16 protein-coding genes are annotated in these 23,582 nt (G+C 41.5%); 10 read left to right on the forward strand and 6 right to left on the reverse strand.

The window, feature by feature from the left end; translation table 11 throughout:
- Positions 1-15 precede the first annotated feature (15 nt).
- From MHO82_RS00875 to MHO82_RS00885, 3 genes are all read left to right on the forward strand, one after another.
- Positions 16-6,000: a toxin TcdB middle/N-terminal domain-containing protein gene (locus tag MHO82_RS00875; RefSeq protein WP_239181962.1), complete on the forward strand. Its 5,985-nt coding sequence runs from the start codon at positions 16-18 to the stop codon at positions 5,998-6,000.
- A gap of 30 nt (positions 6,001-6,030) precedes the next feature.
- Entirely contained in the window at positions 6,031-6,303 is a 273-nt protein-coding gene (locus MHO82_RS00880; protein ID WP_239181963.1) for a hypothetical protein, read from the forward strand.
- A gap of 328 nt (positions 6,304-6,631) precedes the next feature.
- Positions 6,632-7,216, forward strand: a complete 585-nt coding sequence (locus MHO82_RS00885) for a hypothetical protein (protein WP_239181964.1) — start codon at positions 6,632-6,634, stop codon at positions 7,214-7,216.
- 70 nt (positions 7,217-7,286) lie between these two features.
- Here MHO82_RS00885 and MHO82_RS00890 read toward each other — a convergent pair whose 3' ends face one another.
- Together MHO82_RS00890 and MHO82_RS00895 are read right to left on the reverse strand one after the other, a co-directional pair.
- A complete protein-coding gene (locus tag MHO82_RS00890; RefSeq protein ID WP_239181965.1) occupies positions 7,287-8,837 on the reverse strand; it encodes a DHA2 family efflux MFS transporter permease subunit in 1,551 nt (516 codons plus the stop codon).
- Positions 8,838-8,840: 3 nt separating this feature from the next.
- Positions 8,841-9,905: an HlyD family secretion protein gene (locus tag MHO82_RS00895; RefSeq protein WP_239182268.1), complete on the reverse strand. Its 1,065-nt coding sequence runs from the start codon at positions 9,903-9,905 to the stop codon at positions 8,841-8,843.
- A 128-nt stretch (positions 9,906-10,033) separates the two neighbouring features.
- Here MHO82_RS00895 and MHO82_RS00900 point away from each other — a divergent pair, with 128 nt between their 5' ends.
- Positions 10,034-10,930, forward strand: coding sequence for a LysR family transcriptional regulator (locus MHO82_RS00900; RefSeq protein ID WP_239181966.1), 897 nt, complete (start codon positions 10,034-10,036; stop codon positions 10,928-10,930).
- 27 nt (positions 10,931-10,957) lie between these two features.
- Here the strand turns inward: MHO82_RS00900 and MHO82_RS00905 are convergent, their stop codons facing one another.
- Positions 10,958-11,836 (reverse strand): LysR family transcriptional regulator, encoded by an 879-nt coding sequence (locus MHO82_RS00905; RefSeq protein WP_239181967.1) that lies wholly within the window; start codon positions 11,834-11,836, stop codon positions 10,958-10,960.
- A 104-nt stretch (positions 11,837-11,940) separates the two neighbouring features.
- Between MHO82_RS00905 and MHO82_RS00910 the strand changes: the two genes are divergently transcribed.
- The 3 genes from MHO82_RS00910 (at position 11,941) to MHO82_RS00920 (ending at position 16,779) form a co-directional block, all read left to right on the forward strand.
- Complete coding sequence (locus MHO82_RS00910) at positions 11,941-12,264, forward strand: antibiotic biosynthesis monooxygenase (protein ID WP_239181968.1); 324 nt, start codon at positions 11,941-11,943, stop codon at positions 12,262-12,264.
- The gene (locus MHO82_RS00915; protein ID WP_239181969.1) at positions 12,261-13,238 is read left to right on the forward strand and encodes a Gfo/Idh/MocA family oxidoreductase; all 978 of its coding nucleotides are present in this window, start codon (positions 12,261-12,263) and stop codon (positions 13,236-13,238) included. The genes MHO82_RS00910 and MHO82_RS00915 overlap by 4 nt, the downstream gene beginning before the upstream one ends.
- Before the next feature lie 412 nt (positions 13,239-13,650).
- Positions 13,651-16,779 (forward strand): leucine-rich repeat domain-containing protein, encoded by a 3,129-nt coding sequence (locus MHO82_RS00920; protein WP_239181970.1) that lies wholly within the window; start codon positions 13,651-13,653, stop codon positions 16,777-16,779.
- A gap of 106 nt (positions 16,780-16,885) precedes the next feature.
- Here the strand turns inward: MHO82_RS00920 and MHO82_RS00925 are convergent, their stop codons facing one another.
- A complete protein-coding gene (locus MHO82_RS00925) occupies positions 16,886-17,773 on the reverse strand; it encodes a DMT family transporter (RefSeq protein ID WP_239181971.1) in 888 nt (295 codons plus the stop codon).
- Positions 17,774-17,904: 131 nt separating this feature from the next.
- Here MHO82_RS00925 and MHO82_RS00930 point away from each other — a divergent pair, with 131 nt between their 5' ends.
- Positions 17,905-18,798, forward strand: a complete 894-nt coding sequence (locus MHO82_RS00930) for a LysR substrate-binding domain-containing protein (RefSeq protein WP_239181972.1) — start codon at positions 17,905-17,907, stop codon at positions 18,796-18,798.
- A gap of 111 nt (positions 18,799-18,909) precedes the next feature.
- Entirely contained in the window at positions 18,910-20,208 is a 1,299-nt protein-coding gene (locus tag MHO82_RS00935; RefSeq protein WP_239181973.1) for a GGDEF domain-containing protein, read from the forward strand.
- A 58-nt stretch (positions 20,209-20,266) separates the two neighbouring features.
- On the opposite strand, the gene MHO82_RS00940 is transcribed toward MHO82_RS00935, so the two are convergent.
- Complete coding sequence (locus tag MHO82_RS00940; protein ID WP_239181974.1) at positions 20,267-21,292, reverse strand: leukocidin/hemolysin toxin family protein; 1,026 nt, start codon at positions 21,290-21,292, stop codon at positions 20,267-20,269.
- Between the two features lie 247 nt (positions 21,293-21,539).
- Entirely contained in the window at positions 21,540-22,625 is a 1,086-nt protein-coding gene (locus tag MHO82_RS00945; RefSeq protein ID WP_239182269.1) for an endonuclease/exonuclease/phosphatase family protein, read from the reverse strand.
- Between the two features lie 190 nt (positions 22,626-22,815).
- Here MHO82_RS00945 and MHO82_RS00950 point away from each other — a divergent pair, with 190 nt between their 5' ends.
- Positions 22,816-23,550: a GntR family transcriptional regulator gene (locus MHO82_RS00950; protein WP_239181975.1), complete on the forward strand. Its 735-nt coding sequence runs from the start codon at positions 22,816-22,818 to the stop codon at positions 23,548-23,550.
- Positions 23,551-23,582 lie beyond the last annotated feature (32 nt).

A 23,582-nucleotide genomic window follows, 5' to 3' on the forward strand; every position in this document is an offset into this window, starting at 1 on the left:
ATTAAGATACTTTCTATGAAAAATGCTTTTATTCTTACTTTGATAGGAAGCATTTCCTTTGCTTCTTATTCAAATGAAAAATCAGCGTTGGAGCCAGCGCTGATCAACTTGCCTTCTGGACCCGGAACCATTGAAGGTTTGGGTGAGTCTTTTCAACCCAACTTATCCACGGGAATGAGTACCCACAGTTATTCTTTGGCGTTACCTAGTGGTCGCGCGGGGCTGACGCCTTCAGTTACTCTTAGCTATAACAGTGGTTTTGGTAATGATATTGCGGGCCTTGGCCGAAAATTTGATTTTCCGTACATACAACGCAGAACGAACAAAGGGCTTCCAAATTATACTGATTGGCCTCATGGAGACAGAAAAGATAACGATAATGATGGCATTGTCGATGAAAATGACGAGTTTGATACTTATATTACCAATAATGGTGTCGAACTTATTCATATTGGAAATAATCAATATCGTGCTAGATACAGCGAAAATTTTGCACGTTATGAGAAAAAAGGCGATGAATGGTTAGTTAGTTGGCCCGATGGACTGACTTATCGATTAGGTAACTCTGTTAATAGTAAAGTGTTAACTGAGTCTGGAACGTTTCGTTGGAATGTCGGAGAAGTTAGAGACACAAATAACAATGTTATAGTGTATCGCTATCAATCTTTAGACTCAGGATCTCAAAGGTATCTTTCTGAAATAGAGTACAATCAGCTAGGCTCAAACAGCATTTCGATGCAATTTACCTATGAAACTCGCCCTGATCGTTTAGTTAGTTATGTCTCAGGGTATAAGATCGATACTGCTTTTAGAATTAAAACCGCTGCGGTAGATGTTTCGGGAAAACCAGTTAAACAGTATGATTTTAGTTACCTCCCGACTTCAGAAAACCAATATCAGTCGATACTAGCCTCTGTCGCCACACGAAGTGGTGATCGTTCTGAATCTTTGCCTCCGGTTTCGTTTACTTATTCTAAGCCAGAAGTGCAGACTGAATCTCACTATTTACCCTCGATGCAAAATATCCCAATTTACTCTCCAGACGTAGATATGGTGGATATTAATAGCGACGGGCTTCCAGATGTGATTGATACCAGCCAAAGCCAGCATAAGTATTGGCTGAATTCAGGTGAAAACAGTAACCATGAAGTGGACTGGTTGCCAATGAAAAAAATGGCTGTCCACACTCGAACTCGACTGTCACATCCAGCAACGAAGTGGGCAGATATTAATGGAGATGGCAAAAGCGATCTCATTCAATATAATTCGAGAAGCACGAACTATTTTACATTAGACAGTAATTTAAACTGGCAGCATAACGGCCAATTAAAACAAGCTAGATTACAGCTCGATTCTCCAGATGTTCGTCTTGTGGACATTAACAATGATAAGCGTATCGATGCTCTACAGTTATTGACGTCTGGAGGGCGAGTTACCTCACATATTGTGTCTCTTAACTTACCTGATGGTTGGAGTAACCCAATACGCTTGCCATTAAATCGTGACCTTTCTTCCCTTAGTTTTAGGGATAACCGCGTACATTTAGCGGATATGAATGGTGATGGCCTACAAGATTTAACGTTTGTGGCACCGGGTGTAATGCGCTACTGGCCTGGCCGAGGGTTAAATGGTTTTGGCAGTAAAGTGGAGTTTTCGCGAGTTCCTCGAACGATTGATAGAGGAGAAATAAAGGTTCAGGATATGAACCAAGACGGTTTTGCCGATTTAGTTTATTTGAGTGGTAAACAAGTACAAATATGGTCAAATAAAGGTGAGACTACTTCAAGTGCTGCTTTAAGTTTACCAATTACCTTACAGAATCCGCTGGGTATATCACCTGATTTAATCCGATTAGCAGACATGAACGGTAACGGTTCTACGGATATTCTCTGGTACAAGCGCGGCCGACGTGCAATGACGTACAGTTATACAGATCTGTACCCGAATACGCCTCCTTCATTATTAACCAGCTTTACGAATGGAATTGGTGGCCGTACCGATATTTCTTACGCCTCTGTTGCTAATGAAATGGTGACCGACGCGAAAGACAATGAGCGCTGGCTTCATACCGTTCCTATTGCTATGCAAGTGATCAAGCAAACGGATCGTTTTGATGGTGTTTCTAATATTCCAAGCACTAAAATATTTGATTATGGCAGTGGTTATTACGATGCAGTAGAAAAGCAGTTTGTTGGTTTTGAACGTGCCAGTGTCAGAGACTTAGGCGATAGCTCTATTCCAGATTTAGTCACTTCATACGACTTTTATTCGGGAGAAACCACAAGGGCGCTAAAAGGACATACCCGAAAAGTGGAAGCCAAAGCGGCAGATGGTCGTGTTTTTTGGGTGGATGAATACCAACGCCAGGTTAGGGATATTGCTAAAGGTTCTGTGCCTAGTTCGGAGCCAGTACAGTTCACGGTTTTGATATCTAAAAAAAGAACGTGGGAAGAGAAGGGAAGTGCGGACCCAGTTTCTATTGGCTGGGAATATGATTTTGATGATTACGGCAACCAAACCTATTTAAACGAGAAAGGCCGTTTGGATGAAGGGTGGAATGACGAGCGCGTTACACGTTGGCGTTACAGTGGAAATTTCTCTCAAAACCATTCGAGTTACATGGTTGGCCTGCCCGTGGAAGAGGAAGTAAGAGACGGTAAAGGCAATATCATCGCTAAGCAGCAGTGGCTTTATGACGATGAAAGTTTTTCTGCTTCTCGGTTGGGTTATGTAGAAAAAGGCAATTTAACCGCAGTGCTAGATTGGTATGAGCCTTCAGATAAGACGGCTTTTAGATATCAAATACGTCAGCAGTTTGATGGTGCTGGGAATGTTATCTCAAAGTTTGCTCCTTTGTGGGGAAGTGAGCCGGGTCACGCCATTTATTTTGAATATGACGTTAGGTTTAATCACTACCCTGTAAAAGAAACATTTGACTTAGGGAGTCACCAGCTGACAGTCAATGCATCTTATAATTACGATTATGGAAAGTTGGAATCTTTTAGCGACTTTAACGGCCATCAAACTCAATTTGGTTATGACAAATTTGGCCGTTTAACTCGTTCTGTATTACCTGAAGACAGTCATCAAAACCCGAGTGTTGCTTATACGTATCAAATAGCGAAGAACATTGGTGGAAAAACACTTAACTGGGTTGAAACGAAAACATTGCAAGATGATTCGGGGAATAAGTTAAGTAGCCGCCATTATTATGATGGTAGTGGTCGTTCACTGATGCAGCGGCAAGATGCTGAACATGAAGTTTCTGTTACTAAGCATCATGTCTATAACCGTCGGGGAATGTTAAAAACCAGTTACTTGCCTTATTTTTCATCTGGGCTAGCTTATAGTGCTTTAGCTCCAAGTTCAGGGGCGGACTATGAATATGATGGATTAAACCGAATAGTAAAAACTACTCAGCCACACAGTGTGCAAGATGGAGGAAGGACGTTTAGCTTGGTTCATTATGAGCCTTTAGCGAAGTGGATTGAAGATGAAGCCCAAACGTCAGGAATCACTGGGTACTCAGGGGCTAAAAAACACCTTGTTTATGATGGGTTAGCGCCAGAAAGTGAGTTGTACGGTCGGATCAGACAGGTCTCTGAACATACATTAGTGGATGAATTTGGTAGAGCATCGGGCACACAGGTTTGGACAAGTAATTATCAATTTAATTCGTTAGGAAACTTTACCCAGTATACGGATGCGAAAGGTAATGTTCGGACCATGCATTATGATGGCTTGGGTCGACAAACGTACATTAATGATCCAAACCGAGGTGAGTCTTGGCATCATTATGATTTAAATGGAAACCTTACTGGAACACGTGATGCAAGAGGGTGGGAAGTACACTATCGCTATGACGGTCAAGATCGCAAAGTGGCAGAGTACTCACAAAAAACTAGTGAGCAGCTTGCATCTGGTACTAAGTGGGCACCTTCTCTTAAAGCAACAGCAGCAGATACACGCTATTTTTATGACAATGTAATCTCGGCAGGTCAGCAGAATGTTCGTGGTCGATTATCACAAGTAATAGACCTTTCAGGAAATACGAATTGGAGTTACAGCCCTCGTGGGTTAATTGTTGAAACAAATAGGAATATACAAGTCCCTAACGTTTTAAATCAGCAATACAGCACTTCGAAGCGGTATGACAAAGTAGGAAGAGTCGTACAACAAACGTACCCAGATGGTGATCAAGTTAAGTTCCACTATAACGAAGGAGGTTTACTCGAAAAGGTGGATGGCGTGTTAACCAATATGGATTATACTGCCGCAGGTTTACCAAAGCAGCGTACACTATCAAATGGTGTAAATACACGTTATCACTACGACAGTCGTCACCGCCTGACTGGAATCGAATCTTCTTTACCAAGTGGTGGTGAGCTTCAAAACCTCGCATATCAATTAGATCCTGTTTCTAATATAACGCGTATAGACGATGAACGTTCCCACAGTTCATTAATGGCGTTGGCCAAGCAGCTGGCCACAACACCCGCGACGTTAAATCAAGACACAAGTCTTGAATATGACAGTTGGTATCGTTTAACTAAATCGCAATTTGAGAATCATGACTTATCTTATCGGTATGACCCAATTGGTAATTTATTAGGCATTACTGATACGAATGCATTTAATACTTCTGAGTTGTCTGTTCGGTATGGAGATAGTGTTGATCTAACAAATGCAAATACATGGAATAACATCGGCCACTCAACAAATAGAGCGGGCCCGAATGCGCTAACGTTTACCACTTCTGAGATCAGTTATGATCTTTCCGGGAATCGCCTAAAAGATAGCAAAAACCAATATCAATGGGATGCTTACCAAAGGTTGGTTGAATCAATATCTGCTGAAGGTAGTGTTACTCGATACGGCTATGATTCTACGAATAAAAGGCGCTTTAAAGTTGTAACTCAGGCCGACGGAACCAGAGAGCATGTTATTTATATTGATGACAGCTCAGAAATTCGTAATGACCAGTTGGTTAAGTTTGTCGCTATTGGTGGGCAGAGAATTGCGGAATCTAGGCAGCGTAGCGGAACGTTTAAAGCGAGCCGTTATTATTTGCATCAGCACCTTGGTTCTGTGGAGTTAGCGCTGAATGAAAAAGCGGAAGCGGTAGCTGGCTACAATTACGAACCTTACGGCAGTCTTAAACAAAGATTTGGCCCTAATCAAGATTCAGCGTATTTGTTTACCGGTAAGGAAAGAGATAAAGAAACAGGTTTAGGTTATTTCCATCACCGTTATTTAGATCATCGCTTTGCTCAGTTTATTACGCCTGATCCAGTGTTTGCCATGGATGCCAGGTTCACAGATCCACAGCAATGGTCACCTTACGCATACGCCAGAGGTAACCCTGTCATGTATGTTGATCCTACAGGCGAATATATCGGTATTGCACAAGTTGCAGCATTTGCTATAGGAGCTGCAATCACAGGGGTTGCTGAATATGCAACTAACCCGAGTCAAGGTTGGGCAAATATTGGTAAAAAGTCTTTAGTTGGTGGAGCTGCTGCTGCATTGTCAACGATACCTGGTGGAGGGTATGTAACTGCAGCAGTTACAGGTGCAATTACAAATACAGGAGCAGCAGTAATAAATAATGGTGTCATTGATGGTCAAGAAGTAACACCAGAGATGGTCGGTGAAGCAGCGATTGTTGGTGGTGTGTTGGGGCCTGCTGCAAAATTTGCTACTCAACAGACCGCGAAGCAGGTTGGTGTGTATGGTGATGTAACCACAACCATGGCACAGCACAACATGACGGAGTCTCTTTCACCAAGGATGTTGGCTGGCAGTAAAGCGTTAAGCGATACCATGTCACCAACAGCGAATTCTATGGCTGAAACTGCGATCGGGACAACTGGTGGTGCCGTGTGGTCTGGGGGTAAAGCTGCATATAATGAATATAGTAAGGGGCAAGGGAATGATGGAAACGATAACTCTTCTCCTTCGTCTGGTGGTTTTGATTTTGGAGCACAGTGTACTTTTTAGTAGCCAAACCAATGAAATGAGAATGGAAAAATGAAACATGTATACTCGTTAGAGGCGGACACTCTATTTAAAAGATTTGTTAGACATCTTTTCTTGATCCCGGTTTCCTTTAGTACCGGAGCGGTAGGTATGTTGGCTATGCATTACCTTTCTATTGTTATGGAGGTCGATATCAAGGGCCCAGCAGATGAAGAAGGAGTGAAAGGTTGGATTGTATTTGTACTGGCGATGGCTGTAGCTTGCGCCACCATGATGTTTGGGCTACATATTAGCTCAAAAATTTGTCGAGCACTTGGCGTTTAACGGATTAGCTATTATGTATTCGTTACTCTGTAAATAAGCAAAACAGGCCGTCGATTTGACGGCCTGTTTTATTTTCAGTCTGAAGACTTTGTAGCCGAAATAGCGGTAAGTATCACGTAAATAGAAGAGGAAGCATGGTGTTGCTTGCTGTTAACACCTCTTAATTGTATTGGATGAAAAATCACGAGATAAGTGAATTATTTCATTTAGTTATAGTGATTACGCAATGTGTTTTATTCGTGATAATGAGCGCATATTTTTACTAAATCGCTTTCAATTGGTTAAGTTGCATATAGAGTAATAACTCTAATATTGATAGAGGTTATGTATGTTTAAGCGTTCAATTATTTTAACGGCAATGTCACTTGTTTTTTCATCAAATGTTTTGGCAAAAGTTGAAACATTTCCTGCAGCATCCTTTTGTGGTGAGAATATTACGGCGAGAAATGCCGCTTTCCAAAATTTATTAAAGGAAGAGGGAAATGCTCAGAAGGCAATGCAACGCCTAATGACAGAGCAAGTGGGGCCAGACGCGAGATCATATTCATTCATCTATAACCCTTCATTTGAAAGAAGTAATCGTCAGTTTACTTGTTCGATCCCTTTGAGTGATGAAATTGGAAAGTTTAAGGTTAATGTTCATGCACAGCTTGAAAACATGAACCCGGGCCGTCCTGGAGGGTGTGAGTTTTCACGAATTCGCCGTGTGGATGACGGACAGGGTTGGAAAGTATTTTCTTTCAAAGAGCAGGGTGGCTTTTGGTGGACAGATTTACCAAAAAATGGCGGCTTTGTGAATTATTCTCAATTTATTGATAATCAATACGAGCGTTCATCATCCCTTCAGATCACGTGCCGTACAACTTGGGATCAAGGAAGTATTAAGTTGCATCACATTGAGCTCGAATACTAATACAAGCACTTGATATGAAGAATAAAAGGATTCTGCGGAATCCTTTTATTTTTTTATCAAATACATTTTTTTAATCTTTCATGTTTAAAATCAGTACTGCGGCAAAGGCAAGGAAAGCGGTCATCATTAAAAATACGTCGTTGTAAGCCATAATAGCGGCGTCGCGTTGCATGGTAGCAAGTAAGCTCGCCTGAGCTTGGTGCATTGCCGTTGCTGCATCACTGCCAGATTGCATAAAAAACGCTTGTTGCTGATGTAATGTATTCCACCCGAGTTGGCTGACGGAAGGGAGTGATTCTTTAATGTGAGCCAAATGTTCACGGGTTTTGTTATCCAGCAAGGTAGCAATAATCGCGATACTGAACGCGCCACCTAAGTTGCGCATGACGTTAGTTAATGTAGAAGCATCAGGCGTATCCATATTGCTGACGTTCTTCATCGCTACCAGAGATAATGGCACCATAATAAACGGGCTACCAATAGCACGAAGCACCATAGAGAGGATCAGCTGCTGGCCACCAAAATCAATGGTCATATGGGTATTCACGTAACAGCTGAGGCCAAACATGACAAAGCCAAACGTCACTAAATATTTCGGTTTAATAAACTGGGTCAGCTTAGGCACTAAAGGGAAAATGAGCAGTTGCGGAAAACCCATCCACATTAATACTTCGCCAATTTCCATCGCGTTATATTGCTGGATCTGAGTTAGGTACATAGGCAATACATAAATCGAGCCAAGCAGTGCCATACCTAAAATCAAATAAGCGATACAAGACATGGCAAACTGTCGATCCCTAAGTAGGCGTAAATTTACCAGTGGCCTTTTATGTTGCAGCTCGTTAATTACAAAATAGACCAAGCTCACCGCAGAGAGAATACTTAACCCGATAATAAGGCTAGAGCTAAACCACTCTTCGCGATTGCCTTCTTCTAGCACCACCTCTAAGCAGCCTAGTCCAAGGGCCATGGTAATAATGCCCAGCCAGTCCGCCTTTTTGAGTGTGTTTAAACTGAGTTTTTCATCATCGAGCCCATACCGGATCATCGCGATAACGAGAATTGCAGGTGGGATGTTAATGTAAAAAATGTAGTGCCACGATAAGTTTTCAGTTAACCACCCACCAAATGTAGGGCCAATGGATGGCGCAAAGGTTGCGGTTACCCCAAACAGGGCCATGCCGACAGCGCGTTTATTAACGGGCAAAAGTTGGATCACCAATGAAAAAGCAAGAGGGATTAACGCCCCGCCGCTGAATCCTTGCATGGCACGGAATGTGATCATTGATGTCATATTCCATGAGAAGGAGCATAAAAGGGACGAAAGGGTAAAAACAGCGGTTGTCCATATTATGTAGCGGCGCTTACCCAATGCTTTAGAGAGCCACCCACTGAGAGGAATGGCGATCATTTCTGCGACAAGATACGAGGTTGAAATCCACGAACTTTCATCCAATGTGGCAGAAAGAGCCCCTTGAATATCTTTGAGTGACGAGTTGGTGATTTGTATGTCTAAAATCGCCATAAAAGCACCAATTAGGCCACCAAATAAGGCTATCCAGTGGCGTCTTGGTACTTCTGTCTCTTCTGGGTTTGAGTTTATTGCACTAGCGCTGCTCATGGCTTAGCCTCGTGTATCTATGGTTGCAACAACAGATAACCCCGGCAGTAAACGACCTTGAAGTGCTTTTTGATCAGGAATGATGATCTTTACTGGCACACGCTGAACAATTTTGGTGAAGTTGCCCGTCGCGTTTTCTGGTGGAAGTAGAGCAAACTTCGCCCCTGTTGCTGGAGAAAAACTATCGACAACACCCTGAAGAGGCTGATCAGGAAAGGCATCTAATTCCACTTCAACAGTTTGTCCTTTATGAATGCCGTTAAGTTGAGTTTCTTTAAAGTTGGCTTCGATCCACACTTCATTATTAGGTACTAGGCTCATCAGGGGAGCACCAGCCTGAACAAGCAATCCTTCTCGGACGCTACGCTTTCCTATAATGCCATCTGCCGGGGCGTACACTTTGGTGTAATCAAGATTGAGTTGTGCTTGTTCTTGTTGGGCTTGAGCCTCTGTCACTGAGGCTTTTGCTTGCTCGATTTCACTGGCAATTACCAAGAGTTGATCATGGCTAGCAGCAAGATTGGCTTTGGCTTCTTCTAAGGCGGCTTGCGTCATTTTCTGTTGCGCTAGCATGCTGTCTACTTCGTCTTGTGAGGCGTAGTTGCGCTTAAGCAGGCTGCGAGATCGAACAGCTTGCTGAACAGCGCGATCGTATTCTGCCTGAGCCGAATCGACACGACTTTCTGCTTGGGTTATTTGGCTGTGTTGCAGTGTTTGTTGTGCTTCAAGGTTATTCACATTGGATTGAACGACAGTTAAATGAGCATTAGCTTGATCGAGAGCGGATTGATAATCGCGATCGTCAATTTGCACTAGCAGTTCGCCTTTTTTAACAAATTGGTTATCGCTAACGTTGGATTGGACAATATAGCCAGAAACCTTAGGGCTAATATTCGTAATATCCCCTTGAAGGTAAGCATTGTCGGTAGATTCAAAATACTGGCCGTAACTAAACCAGTAAGCGCTCCCTAACAGGCCCAATGTCAGCATAATCGCAGTGGCAATCAGTGGGGCTTTGTTGCGTTTTTTATTATTGGTTACCTGCGATGTGGTGTTGTTCTCGGCCATTTGCTTACTCATTCATGTTATTGCCTTAGATGTAACGAATTGTAAATGATTACCATTGATTGATAAGATAGGAAAAAAAGGAAACACTGTTGTAAAAATCTTACTAATAGAGCGTGTGGAGAAAGTGGATGGACTTAAATGCTGTGAGCGTTTTCACTCAAGTGGTTGATTCTGGTAGTTTTACTCATGCAGCTGAAATACTGAAGATGACGAAATCTACGGTGAGTAGAAAGCTGGCAGAGCTTGAGCAGCATTTAGGTGTGAGGTTGATCACTCGTTCAACTCGCAGTTTGGTGCTTACGCCGGAAGGGGAGCGCTTCTATCAATCCAGTATTCAAATGCTAGAGATCATGAATCAGGCGGAGCTTGAAGTGTCTGCCAATCAAGATTTGGTAAGAGGTCCGTTAAATGTCGTGTTGCCAGTTGAATTGGGCCATCAAGTGTTAGCGGCTTACATTCATGGCTTTTTACACGAATACCCAAACGTGACCATGAACTTAGAACTAACGAATAGGGAAGTGGACATTATTGGTGAGGGGATCGATCTCTATGCTCAAATCGGTGAGCTGGTGGATTCCAATTTAGTTTCCAGATACCTCACGGCCTCTAAGCGCGCTTTAGTGGCAAGCCCAGATTATTTGAATCGATTTGGGGAGATTCAAACACATTTAGATCTTAAAGCGCCGCATCAAATGATTGAAGTGTTTAACAAAGCGGCTCGTTTGCCTAAATGGCACCTTCAGCCGGAAGGAGGGGAGTCGGTACAAATTGATATGCCATGTCAGCTGAGGGTAAACACCATTACCGCTTGCCTTACGGCGTGCATTGATGGCTTAGGGATCGCCGTATTGCCTGAGTTTATTTGTCTTGATCATTTCAAATCAGGCAAGCTCGTACGTTTGCTGCCAGAATACAAAATGCCAGAGGTATCGGTGAGTTTAGTGTATGCAGATCGGCAATTAATGCCTAAGCGTAAAAAGGTATTTATTGATTACCTCCTTACCGCTTTTAAGCAACGTGGTTAGACTGTTCAGTAATCGATATTTAGTGAATTACTTCTTTAGGTTCTCAATCATAAAGTCGACAAACGTACGAGTTTTAAGTGATAAAGTTCGGCTTCTAAATAGAATATGAATAGGTTTAGGAGCTGGTTCTAAATTAGTTAGTATTCTTATTAGTTTGCCCTGCTTTATGTCATTTTCGATGAGCATTTCAGGTTGCAGAATAATCCCTGCGTCTTTAAGTGCTACGGCTTTCAGTACGTGCCCGTTGTTAGAAGCCAGTCGAGCATTATTTTTATTAAATGCATCGGTATCTAATTTTAAACTTTGCAGTGTTTGCCCTTGGCTGAATACAAAGCCTAAACAGGCATGGTTGTTGAGGTCTTCTAATGTTTCAGGTTCACCATTGTGTTTTAAGTAATTGGGTGAGGCGCAAAAGTGCACCTGATAGTCTCCGATTTTTCGAGCGATCAACGTGGAGTCGTGCAGATCACCAATGCGAATGAAAACATCTGCGTCAGATCGATACGGATCAATGATTGAGTTATCAACGGTCATCTCTACATCGAGTAAGGGATTCGCTTGCAAAAAATCGGCAACGGCTGGGGCTAGCCATTCACTGCCAAGTGTGACAGGGCAGTTTATTTTAATGGTGCCCATTGGTGTATTTTCTAATGTTTGGATGCGGTTTTCAGCGAACGTAATATCACTCAATATTCGCTTACATTCTTCATAATATATTTGTCCGCTTTCAGTGAGGGATTGTTTGCGGGTTGTTCTATTTAACAAACAAGTTTCAAGGGACGTTTCTAAGAATTGAATGTGCTTGCCTACCATGGTGGCAGAAAGATCAAAATGATCGGCAGCGCTGCGAAAGCTTCCATTTTCAACAATATAAATGAAAATTTGCATGCTCTTTAGCTTGTCCATTATCAACTCTAGGTTTATTAAGAATGAACTGTAGTCTAGTTTATCCACTATAAGGCTGCAATTATATTGATGGTTTACAAAATAAGTAGACCGAAGCAATAAGAATGAAAAATCAGCAAGTGAAATTATCCGTAACGGCGGAAATTAGGATCAAGGAAGAGGTGGCTCTTGCAGAAGGCATCTCAGCCATTCAGCAGTTTTGTGTCGATATGAACAGTGAGATCGGCTGTGATCTGGCCGTGGCACACCAAAGTAAAGACGATCCGCGTAACATCATTTTGTGGGAAGTGTATAAGGACCAAGAAGCATTTCAAGCGCACTTTGAAGCAGCTCATACTCAAGCGTTTTTTGAAAAAGGTATTACCGAGTTAAATTGGGCAAGTGAGTCTTATCCGTTAGATAAGCAAGCAGTAGGAGCAGTGGCATGAAGTGGGCAATAATAGGGACGAGCTTTATTTCCGACGTCATGGCTGAAGCGATTAATGGCGATGACAAAAGTGAGCTGTATGCAGTAGTCGGACGATCAGAAGCTAGGCTACAAGCGTTCGCACAAAAACATCACCCTCAAAAAATCGTCACTGATTTTGATGTGTTACTTCAAGATCCCGATGTTGAGATGGTGTACATCGCGCTTCCTAATCACCTACATCATGAGTTTATTATCAAGGCCGCTCAGGCAGGTAAAGCGGTGTTGTGTGAAAAGTCTTTGTCTATTGATATGGAAAAGACCGAGCAAGCACTTGCAGCAGTGAAAGCACACAATGTGTTTTTTGCAGAAGGGTTAATGTATTTATGTCATCCACTGATCAATAAAGCCTTGAGTCTTCTTAATTCAGGAGCAATTGGCGACATTCAACATGTACAAGCTTCTTATGTCGCGGCGATTTCACAGTTTGTAAATCCAGGCAGTAAAGGCGCACTTTATAATTTGGGCTGTTACCCATTGTCTCTGACTTATTTAGTCTTGAGCCAAATGATGACGAACCAAGAGTTAATGGATTTTGAACTCTCTGCTTATGGAAAAGTAGGGAATGATGGCAATATTTGTGAATCCAGCGCCACGTTTCGTTTTGCCAATAAAGTGACTGCGCAGCTGCATACTGCCGAAACTTATGGGCTAAAACATGGTTTTACGGTATTAGGCAGTAAAGGTTGTCTGACATTTATTTCTAACCCATGGCTACCGGGCGAAGTGAATGAATTAGAGCTTGAAATTTACGAGTCGACCAAAGAAACCGTTAAGGTTGAAGCGTCTGGCGATGCTTTTTATTATCAGGTAAGAGCAATCAGAGAAGCGTTTAAAAGCGGAAGAAAGTCGTTAGAGTTTCCGAAAGCAACACTGGAAACATCTGAGTCGGTAATGCGGTTATTAACGGCTTGGGAGTCAGCGACTAAACTGTAGGTAAGCTAGTCTAATTCTGTCCCTTTCCTTAAACTGGCGTGTATTTTTAGTATTTACTCGCCATTCTTATTCTCTACTTCATTTAGAAAGCAGCTCAGTTAATAAGCTTCACTTCAAAGCAATGCTTTTTTGAAATTTCGATGCATTGCTACTTATTATAGTTTGACGATCTCACTTGTGAACAAATCTATTTCTTTATGTTAATTATATAGATTATCATTTTCACAAATGTATACTTTTGTTTTCATGGTTGTATTGAATGTTGTGCTGTTTCGATGAGCTAGATATTAAAAAGACGGTGGGGTATGTCGTTAGTAAGTCTTCGATTTGGCTTTAACCCATAACATCTTTAGCTCATCAAACCTGATTTACAACTGATTTTGCTTCTGCTCTTCAGGTAATTAATCATCTTATGTTAAAAAAATTCAAACTAAAAAAAGTGGCTATTCTGCTTTCCACGTTAATGTTGGCGGCCTGTAATGGGGATAAGGACTCGACTGATAATGAGAGCACTACTTCTAATGTGCCTGTTACCACTGTTTCTGGGCAAGTCTTTAAGGGGCCATTATCAAAGGCGAATGTTATTGCTTTGGATGCCCAAGGTAATGAAATAGGGAATGCCGTTACCGATAATGAAGGGCATTACTCATTATCTCTGAAGGAAAATTATCAAGGTGTTGTTCGAATCCAAGCTAGTGGTGGTGAATATATTAATGAAGCGACAGGCCTTTTAACGGCATTATCTCAACCGCTTCAAGCAATGAAGCAGATAGAAAATATTAATGAAGTGGTTAACGTTACTCTGCTTACGGAGATGGCCGTCCGTGATTTGCAGCTAAATAACGCAGAATTTAATGCAGATACCGTTAAAGCATCGAATGAGAAAGTTGCCAATTCAATGGGGCTGAGCTTTGATATTGTTGGTATTGCACCGTTAGATCTTCTTAATGCAGATAATCAAGGGAAAACAGGCGCGCAGGTTGATTACGCATTGTTGATTGCAGGTATGACTCAATTAGCTCATACCGATAGCACGGATATTTCGGATGTTATTTCCGTAATCAGCTCAGACTTATCTGATAATGGGGTGCTAGATAACGTTGAAAAGCTAAATGACTTGCACTCTGGTATTAATGAGTTTATTGACTCTGATAACAATAAAGTGATTGTTGATAAAGATACAACATCAATAGATGAAGATTTTTACCGTAATACACCTCCTACCATTAATACACTGGATCAAAAAACGCTGTTTGAACGCCAGCAAGTAATCCTTGCCCCAACAATTAGCGATGATAAAGGTTCTCTTGTTTATCTGTGGCAACAAACGTCGGGCCCATCAGCTCAACTTAGTGGTGCTAGTACTGCGGCATTAAGTTTAATTCCAGCCGACACCAATCAAGCAACCGAGTTGCAGTTTACGCTTACAGTTACCGATCAGGGTGGGTTAAGTACCCAGCAAGCTTACAGTGTGTTAGTAAACCCGGCTCCTATTATTCACGGCGTGGCGTTTAAAGGGCCGTTAATTGGCGCATCAGTCATTGCATATCAACAAGATGGAACTGAAATCGGTCAATCTACAACGTCTGATACGGGTGAATATCAAATTAAAAATTATGGTTTATATCAAGGATTAGTAACCGTTGCCGTTACTGGTGGCAGCTACATTAGCGAAGCGACGGGTCAGAGTGAAAACCTTGCTCAAACGTTGCGTGCTGCTTCTGAAATGGCGCTTCAAGATACGGCTATTAGCATTACGCCATTAAGTGAGTTAGCGCTCCGTCGTGCTTATGCTTTGGCAAATGTATTAACGGTTGAAAATGTCACACAAGCGAATTCAGAAGTTGCTTCGGTGTTTGGCTTGTCTAGCTTGATTGATGTAGAGCCAATTAACCTTATGGACAGCAATAACTCTGGTATGGTTGGTACTTCAACCGATTATGCTCTTGCACTTGCGGGGGCATTGACAGGGATGGAAGCAAATGGTCAAACGCTAGCACAGTGGCTTGATAGTGCTACGGTGGATTTGAATGATAACGGTCAGCTTGATGAAGTGGCTTTACTAAATACGTTAAATAAAGGGGTTAATGATTTTATTAGCTCTGCTTACAATGCGGCTAATATTGTAGCTGATAATACGCAGTTGGATACGTTGTTCTATCGCAATACCCCCCCTACGATTGAGCCTATCGCAAACTCAAACGGATATGAGCGAGAAAAAGTAAGCCTTAGTGTTGTTGCGAGCGATGATGGTGATCAACTGAGTTATCAGTGGCAGCAATTAACGGGAAGTAGTGCTAGCCTTTCTTATTCTTCTTCCAGTAACAGTGTTACGGTAACATTACCTGATGTGACAAGTGCAGAAGAGCTGACGTTTAAAGTAACAGTGACGGATAAAGGTGGTTTGACGGATACTCAAGTAGCGTCTGTTTCTGTTACTCCTTATGCGGAAATTAATTTAGATTCTATAACCGATGCTAACCTAAAACTTTGTATATCATGGAATTTACGCGGTGCAACAGACGTTGGAGCTGTGAGTAGTTTTAGTTGTGGTTACGGCTACCCAAACATTGCTAACTTAAATGGTATTGAGCAGTTTGTTAATCTTAACCATTTAAGCCTTATTGCTCAAAACACGTTAACGGATTTAACGCCGCTGCTTTCATTAAGTAAACTAAAATCGTTTTATGTTCGTACAGCGGTTATGGGTGATTTTAGTATTTTGAAATCACTTCCTGCTTTAGAAACTTTAAGCCTTACGAATAATCCTTCTCTTACGGATTTCAGTTCATTACCTGAATTTCCAAAACTTAAGAGTATTGATTTTTATGGTACCGGATTTAGTGATGTCAGTATTCTTAAAAATATTCCGTCTCTGACAAGGTTGAATCTAGGTAAAACTTCGATCAATGACGTAAGTTTTGTAACGGACTTACCTCAGCTTGAATCTTTGCAGCTAGACCATTCGAATCTGACCAATATTAGTCCAGTATCAACACTCAAAAAGTTGACGTGGTTAAGCCTTAATTATAATCAAATTGATGACATCACCCCTCTAAGAGAGTTGAATACATTACGAACTGTTTGGTTGTATAATAATCTAATCACTGACATTTCAGATCTTACTAATCTAAATAACCTATTTACGGTTGGTTTTTCGGGTAATCCTATTTCTAGTATTTCTCCTTTGAGTGGCCTGACAGGTATTTCTAATATTTACATGGGCAATACCAATGTTAGTGATCTTTCTCCGCTTTCTAATTTAAACAGTTTAAGCACAGTCTTAATAGACAGTACAGAAGTGACTGACTTGTCTGTGTTCTCTAATAAAAGTAGATTGAGAACTGTTTATTTACGTGGTTATAAAGGATCCGACATTAGTCCTTTTATTGATTTAAAAAATTCATCAAATAGCAGCCTAACAACGGTGTATATGGAAAGTGCGCCAAGTGTGCCGTGTAGTCAGGTAACGGCTTTAGCTGACTTAGGGGTTCAAACTGCCCTAACAGTGGAGGTTGGGGTAACCTGTGCTGCAAATTAGAGTCAGTGATTGTGATTATACTTAACTAGCAAAATAAAACCCTTGGGTGCTACTCAAGGGTTTTTTGTTTTGGGTGTTACTTATTGGGCTTTTTTATCGCAAAGCCCTATTCAGTCGCTAAACGTTCGGGTTCCACTGGCTTATTTTTTGCGGCTTTTTTCTCAACTTTAGCGAGCCAAATCAGCGGTAAAATAATAAATAAAGTACCAATCACCATGCCTAAATCGGGCACTTCATCAAACCAAATAAGGCCAACACCAACGGCACCAAGTAGGCCGCTGTATTCGGCACTGGCGATTTTATTCGCATCGCCAGAGCGGTAAGCGACCACACACATACCAGCATAAATCAAAATAAAGGCACTCGATCCGGCTGCGGTGAGCAGTGGAGCCCAATCCCAAGGGAGGCCTTCCCATAATGCTAACCCTAAAGAAGCAGGCATACCAACCAAGTTAGTTAACAGCAAGGTTTGCGCAACGGTCTGATTTTTAGGTAACTTACGGATTAACAAGTTGTTTGCTGCTAGAGTAATCGCCACAATAATGGCGGCAATAGCAGCCCAGCTGATCTCGGTTGGTCGAATAACCACAAGCACCCCGATAAAGCCGAGTATACCAGCAGCAATAGAATGTTTACTTAGGCTTTCACGGAAAAAAATCATCGCCATTGGTAGCATAATGAGAGGGGCAGCATAAAAAATAGCATTGGCTGTCGCTAGTGGCATGGTGCTGATAGCAACCACCATAAAAATAGCGCCAATTAGCCAAATATGGCCACGCAGAGCATGCCATTTTAGCCCTTCAATTAAATTACTTTTCGAGGCTTTTAAACAAAAAGGAAGCAATATTAATACGGCCGTTAACTGTCGGAAAAACACAAATTGAAAAACAGCGATGTCTTCATCAAGGGTTTTGATTAATGCATCGGAAAATACCGCAATAATATTTCCGACAATAAGAAGAGTCATGGCTAAGCCGACAGACATATTTGGCATATCGCCGCTCCTTATAACAAGTGGGTAAAGCTTTCAATCGAAGTGATGGTAAAGCGTGAGGTGGGCAGAGTATGAAATAATCATGATGAAGTATAATGATAAAAATTATCTTAGTATGAGTTAAATTAATAATGAAATTACCCCCTCTCCGGGCAGTGCAAAGCTTTGAAGCGGTGGCTCGATTCAACAGTTTCTCAAAGGCTGCCGACGCATTGAATGTGACTCAAAGTGCGGTAAGTCATCAGGTGAAGCTATTGGAAGAATATTTAGGGGAAAACTTGTTTTACCGCCAAGGGCGCTTGCTTTCTTTAACGCCCGTAGGAGAGCGTTACTTTGAAGAAGTCAGCAATGCGTTAATCAATATTTCCAATGCCAGTCAGCAGATCCGAGAAGGGGAAAGTGGTAAGGTTAGGCTAGCGTTATACAGCTCGTTAGCAGTGAAATGGTTGATCCCTCGGCTAGATAATTTACGTCAGCAGCACCCTGAAATTGATTTAACGCTGAACATGGTCGCCGATGAACCGCAATGCAGTGATCAGGTGGCCGATTGTTTCATTACAGTGAACCCACCTAAACGTAATTTTGTTAGTCAATTTCTGTATAAAGAGCAGCTTTACCCAGTGTGTAGCCATAAAATTTGGCAGCAAATACAAGACAAACCATTACCAGATGCGTTGTGGGAACACCCATTATTGTCTGTACAGTCAGTGTACCCAGATAAACAGCTTGGGCAAGATTGGCTGGAGTGGAGCAAAAAAGGAGGTTTCGAATTGCCTTCAAATGTGCGAATAAATCATTTTAGTCACATGTTGTTAGCGGCTGAAGCGGCCCGTTATGATCAAGGAATAACCCTTTTAAATCACTATTTTATGACGGACCAAGATAGGTTGGATCACTTTGTTCGGATTCCTATGCATGACTTGTTTACTGGCGACAGTTTTTATTTTGTTTATAAGAAGGCACGTGCTTCGCAGTCGGAAATAATTACCTTAGGGCGGTGGCTACAGCAGCAATGTTATGATTAAAAATAGATAAAAATGATCAAATATTATAACTATATGAAAATAAGTAACTAAACTTCTTACTATCGATAAATGGATGTCAATTAATTTAGACAAGTAAGTAAGGATGCTAGGTTGAACAGTACGGTTACTATTTCGTCGGTTAATATGAAAACCGTTATAGGGGTTACAGTCGGAGTTTTTGTTTCATTCTATTGCACTCAGGTGTTATCGGCTGAGCCTCTGTTAATGGAACAATTAGATCTTTTTTATCGTAATAACAGTTATTTCATTTGGGCTTTTATGGCTGGGCTCATTGTAGTGAGTGCCGTTGCTGTTATTACTTTGATCTTGATGTTGCTCCGCAGAACAGCATTGGAAGAGGAATATATTCAGTCTCAAGCTCAGTTGGACTCTTTAGTGGAGAGGCGAGCAGCCGAACTTACCGCAATCCCTTTAGCCTGTGCAGAAGCATTACGAGGCAGTGAGCGGCAAAAACGGCTTATTTTAGAAACGCTTCCTGATCTCATTTGGCTAAAAGATCTGGATGGCGCTTATTTAGCGTGCAACCCAACCTTTGAGCGTTTCTTTGGTGCTAAGGAAGCAGATATTATAGGAAAAACGGATTATGATTTTTTGGATAAAGCACAGGCCGACTTTTTCACCAATCATGATCGAGCGGCAATGAAGACAGATGAGTCAAGCAGTAATGAAGAGTGGATCACTTTTGCGGATACAGGAGAGCGAGCCCTATTGTACACAACGAAAACACCCTTGAAATCGGAAGATGGGCGAGTGGTTGGTGTGTTAGGTGTTGGGCGAGATATTACTAAAATTAAACAAGCGGAAGAAAAGTTAAAGCAAACGGTTGAGGATTTACACCAAGAAAACCTGACACGAAAGAAGGTAGAAGACAAAATACGTTATATGGCTCAACATGATCCGTTAACCCATTTATTCAACCGTCATCAGTTTTATGAATTTGGGGAGTCAATTTTAGGTGTTGCGCAGCAAAATAAGCTAAAGCCTGCGTTATTGTTCATTGATCTTGATGGTTTTAAAGCGGTCAATGATACTTATGGGCATTGTGTCGGGGATTCACTTTTACAAAGTATTGCTGTTCGTTTAAAAGCCATAGTGTCCGATTCAGATATTTTAGCTCGAATTGGTGGCGATGAATTCGCAGTCTTAATTGTTGAAGAATTAAATGATGGTTTTATGTGTAAACGCGCGGAGCAAATTGTCTCGGCGTTTTCTGCACCATTTACGATCGAAAACCATAGCATTAATATTGGTGCCAGTGTCGGGGTTGCTTTTTATCCACGTCACGGTGAAGGATTAGATGAGCTCTTAAAATACGCTGATATGGCAATGTATTCGGCAAAAGATCAAGGGAAAGGCCGCTATCAAGTGGCGGTGAATGATGCCAGATAACGGGCTATCTGGCACCTTACTTAAGTTACGTTGAGTTCAGATGAACTTACGTGTCTCTTTATTGCTCTTGCGAGGTGACGTTTACGCTTAATGCATCCCAGTCAATGGTGAAGCGAACTTGTGCTTCAGTGTGGTGAGTTTTAGTGCCGTAATCTGTCCAAGTACAAGCGCCTCTTTTAAACCCTTCCTGTACTTCTTTCATTTTTGCTGTCGCAATCAGTGTTGTTTGTGTTTGTTCTGCAACGTCCACATCAGGTGTGAATACGTATTGGAACTTTGGTTTGTAACCATAAATTAAACGTGGGAAGTTTTCTTCCGGGATTAAGTTTGTGTTGTAGCAATCGGTGTAATGGTAAACCCCAGCCCATTTGTTGTAATACTGGTAATCATTGGTATAAAGCTGGCTTAGTGATGTTTTCCATTTCACCCCAGTGCCTTGGTAGGCCGCTACTTTTGGAATAACTGCTGTCACGTAGTCTTTAGTGGAGAAACGCGTGGTGTAGCTAACTCCGAGTTGGCTGGTTACGTTCAAACCTGCACTTGGCGTCACACCGCCACCTTCTGCTGGGCTCAATGTTAAGCTTAAGCCAATAGACGGTGATACAGTTGTACTTGAAATAGAAACATCAGTTGCTTCATTTTGTGGAGAATAATCTTCACTGAAAATAGGGTTACCACCTGCCTGATGAACTGAGAACTCGAAGTCGGTAGGGTAGGTTTGGGTAAAGCGCGCTAATAATGGGGCATCATAAGTCTGTTCTACGCCTGACTTACCCGGTATAAAACCGTTACCTAAAGTGATAATCCGCGCGGCTTTTTTATTGTTGTGCTCATTATGGAACAACTCGACCAGCAGCTTCATTTGAACCTTACTGCCTCTGAATGCGTAAGGCTGTGCATACCACTGAGAATCTGAACCTAATACCACTTGGTAGCTGTATTTTTTATAGCCATCAAGCTCAACTTGATCAATGAGATTGGCTGGAATAGCGTCATTGATGGTGTCTTGAGCGTAAAGTGATGTGCTGCTTAAACCAATTAAGCCTGCAAAAATTGCTGCGGATAGACTTAATGTTTTTTTCATTTTAACCCCTACTACTTGTATTGATAATTAGTATCACTCGAAACTAAAAGTGCTTGATGTTATTGGCAACTTAATCATTTAAAGTTGGGGTCCATATCATGTATTTTATCAATAAGATGATTTTGGGGTATTTGTCATATAAATTATTTGATACATTCGAGGGTTGATTTTACGTCAGTTTCTTCTTTTTTAATCGTTCTTATGTGACTTTGATCACTTAGTGATCAAAGTTGTCCAGCGGATGAATCTAGTGTCGAAATGCGAGAGTGATGGTCACGATGGCATGATCAGTACTGTATCCGTCTCGTTCAAAATACGGATTAATTAAATGCCTATCGTAGGTATGATACTGGCAGACTTCTAACAAGCTGGTGGTGTGTTCTGCGTCAAATTCTGATGAGAGAAGAATATAGTCGAGTACAGAGCCTTTCGATAAAAAGTAATGTGTCGGGGCTCGTGTAAAGTCATTGGGGCAATGGCTGGTGCGTTGGTATAAATCAAATGCGTCTTTTAATCTATATTTGGCAAGATTGATGTCACCGTTATTGTCATTGGTATTTCGCACAGATTGAGTAAGTAATTGAGACACAACACCGTTTGCTAAAGTGTCATTAAAATCTCCCATTAATACCATTGGTCGATTGCTTTGTTCACGCTGATTTATCATCGCAAGGTAAAGTAGTGTTGCTTCTGTGCCTCGTTGTAAGTCAGAAGCCCAGCGGCCAGCAACTTCTGATTGTATGGTATTTAAAAGAGTTGCTACGGGCATCTGTTTTTCATTAGTAGCCGGATTGAGATCTTTTGGGCGTTTAGATTTAAGGTGAACCACATAGCAGTCACATAAGCCAATATGTGGTAAATCTACTGTAGCCCGTAGCGGAGGTCGGCTAAATTGAGCGTCGCTACTTAGCCCCATCGTCGTCGCTAACTCGGAATGAAATGGCACCGCTTCGATTTCTGTGATGGGGTAGCGAGAAGCAATGGCAACCACTGGGCTTTGGTAAATGTAATCATCAATCACTTCTGGTTCTGCCACGACGTTAAAGTAATCGTACCCTTCAAGGCGAACCAGCTCTTTGAGTGATTCAGGGCTAAACACTTCTTGAAAACCAATCACATCGGGTTGGTACTCTTTTAAATATTCACGTATCCACCGTTGTTTTTTGTGCCAGTTTTCATTGCTGTAAATGTTTTCAAAATCATAGAACGCAAACGGAGGCTCTAAATAGTTAAGTAGGTTGAACGTCGCGATTTTCAGTGTCTCAGACGAAAGCTCAGGAGCGGAAAAAGCAGATGTATTTAGTGGCACAGGTTGATACTCAATCAAGGGCATTACTGATAAGTGTATCATGTTAAAAAGAAAAAGTAGGAGATTCAGTTTATGGTAAATGAAGGGCTATTTTTGCGACTCAACATCACTGAATCCAGTCTGAGTGACAATAAATGTAGTAAATTGTATACAAAAACCAGTAGTATGACGAATAATTGTATTTAGTAAGCTGGGTAGAGGGCTTAACAATATTATGTCTAATTTAAGTAAATCTGTTGGCAAAAAAACAAAACCCAAATCGTCTAATCAAACCCAAGATGACGTAGTGTATTGCCATATTTTTGATGCGATTTTGGAGCAAAGGCTACCACCAAGTACCAAGCTTAATGAAGAAGCGTTAAGTGAAATTTTTGGCGTGAGCCGTACTATTATACGCCGTGCTTTATTGCGTTTATCTTTAGAGCAAGTGGTTGTGATTCGCCCTAATCGTGGTGCTATTGTTGCGGCTCCAACTGTGGAAGAAGCGAAACAGATTTTTAAAGCTCGTGAAGTGATGGAATTGGCGATTACGGAACTGGCTGTGGAACATGCAACGGCAGAACAAATCAAACAGTTGCGTAAATTAGTGGTTGATGAAAATAAAGCGTTTGATAAAGGTGATTATGGCAGTGGGATCCGTTTGTCTGGTGAGTTTCATTTAAAACTGGCTGAAATGGCCAATAATGCGCCTTTATTGAATTTCCAACGCAGTTTAGTTTCTCAAACTTCGTTGCTGATCGCTCAGTATGAAACGGGGAACAACGCGAATTGTTCGCTCGATGAACATACGATTTTATTGGACGCTATTGAATCGGGTGACAAAGAAAAAGCCCTTGAGTTAATGGTTGAGCATTTACATCATATTCGTTCTAAGTTGAATCTAGATAGTGAAACCGCATCGAACGACCTGCATGTTGTTTTCTCTAACGTTATAAAAAATAAAGCTTAGAGCAATAAAAACACCAGTCATGGAAGGTGACT

The organism is Vibrio sp. Of7-15, from assembly GCF_022347565.1.
In the GTDB taxonomy this organism is placed as follows: domain Bacteria; phylum Pseudomonadota; class Gammaproteobacteria; order Enterobacterales; family Vibrionaceae; genus NORP241.

Coding starts and splice junctions, on each gene's coding strand:
- MHO82_RS00930 (WP_239181972.1), top strand. CDS start 17,905: ATGAAATTACCCCCTCTCCGGGCAGTGCAAAGCTTTGAAGCGGTGGCT.
- MHO82_RS00925 (WP_239181971.1), bottom strand. CDS start 17,773: ATGCCAAATATGTCTGTCGGCTTAGCCATGACTCTTCTTATTGTCGGA.
- MHO82_RS00875 (WP_239181962.1), top strand. CDS start 16: ATGAAAAATGCTTTTATTCTTACTTTGATAGGAAGCATTTCCTTTGCT.
- MHO82_RS00905 (WP_239181967.1), bottom strand. CDS start 11,836: ATGGACAAGCTAAAGAGCATGCAAATTTTCATTTATATTGTTGAAAAT.
- MHO82_RS00900 (WP_239181966.1), top strand. CDS start 10,034: ATGGACTTAAATGCTGTGAGCGTTTTCACTCAAGTGGTTGATTCTGGT.
- MHO82_RS00880 (WP_239181963.1), top strand. CDS start 6,031: ATGAAACATGTATACTCGTTAGAGGCGGACACTCTATTTAAAAGATTT.
- MHO82_RS00885 (WP_239181964.1), top strand. CDS start 6,632: ATGTTTAAGCGTTCAATTATTTTAACGGCAATGTCACTTGTTTTTTCA.
- MHO82_RS00890 (WP_239181965.1), bottom strand. CDS start 8,837: ATGAGCAGCGCTAGTGCAATAAACTCAAACCCAGAAGAGACAGAAGTA.
- MHO82_RS00915 (WP_239181969.1), top strand. CDS start 12,261: ATGAAGTGGGCAATAATAGGGACGAGCTTTATTTCCGACGTCATGGCT.
- MHO82_RS00920 (WP_239181970.1), top strand. CDS start 13,651: ATGTTAAAAAAATTCAAACTAAAAAAAGTGGCTATTCTGCTTTCCACG.
- MHO82_RS00950 (WP_239181975.1), top strand. CDS start 22,816: ATGTCTAATTTAAGTAAATCTGTTGGCAAAAAAACAAAACCCAAATCG.
- MHO82_RS00945 (WP_239182269.1), bottom strand. CDS start 22,625: ATGCCCTTGATTGAGTATCAACCTGTGCCACTAAATACATCTGCTTTT.
- MHO82_RS00910 (WP_239181968.1), top strand. CDS start 11,941: ATGAAAAATCAGCAAGTGAAATTATCCGTAACGGCGGAAATTAGGATC.
- MHO82_RS00895 (WP_239182268.1), bottom strand. CDS start 9,905: ATGGCCGAGAACAACACCACATCGCAGGTAACCAATAATAAAAAACGC.
- MHO82_RS00940 (WP_239181974.1), bottom strand. CDS start 21,292: ATGAAAAAAACATTAAGTCTATCCGCAGCAATTTTTGCAGGCTTAATT.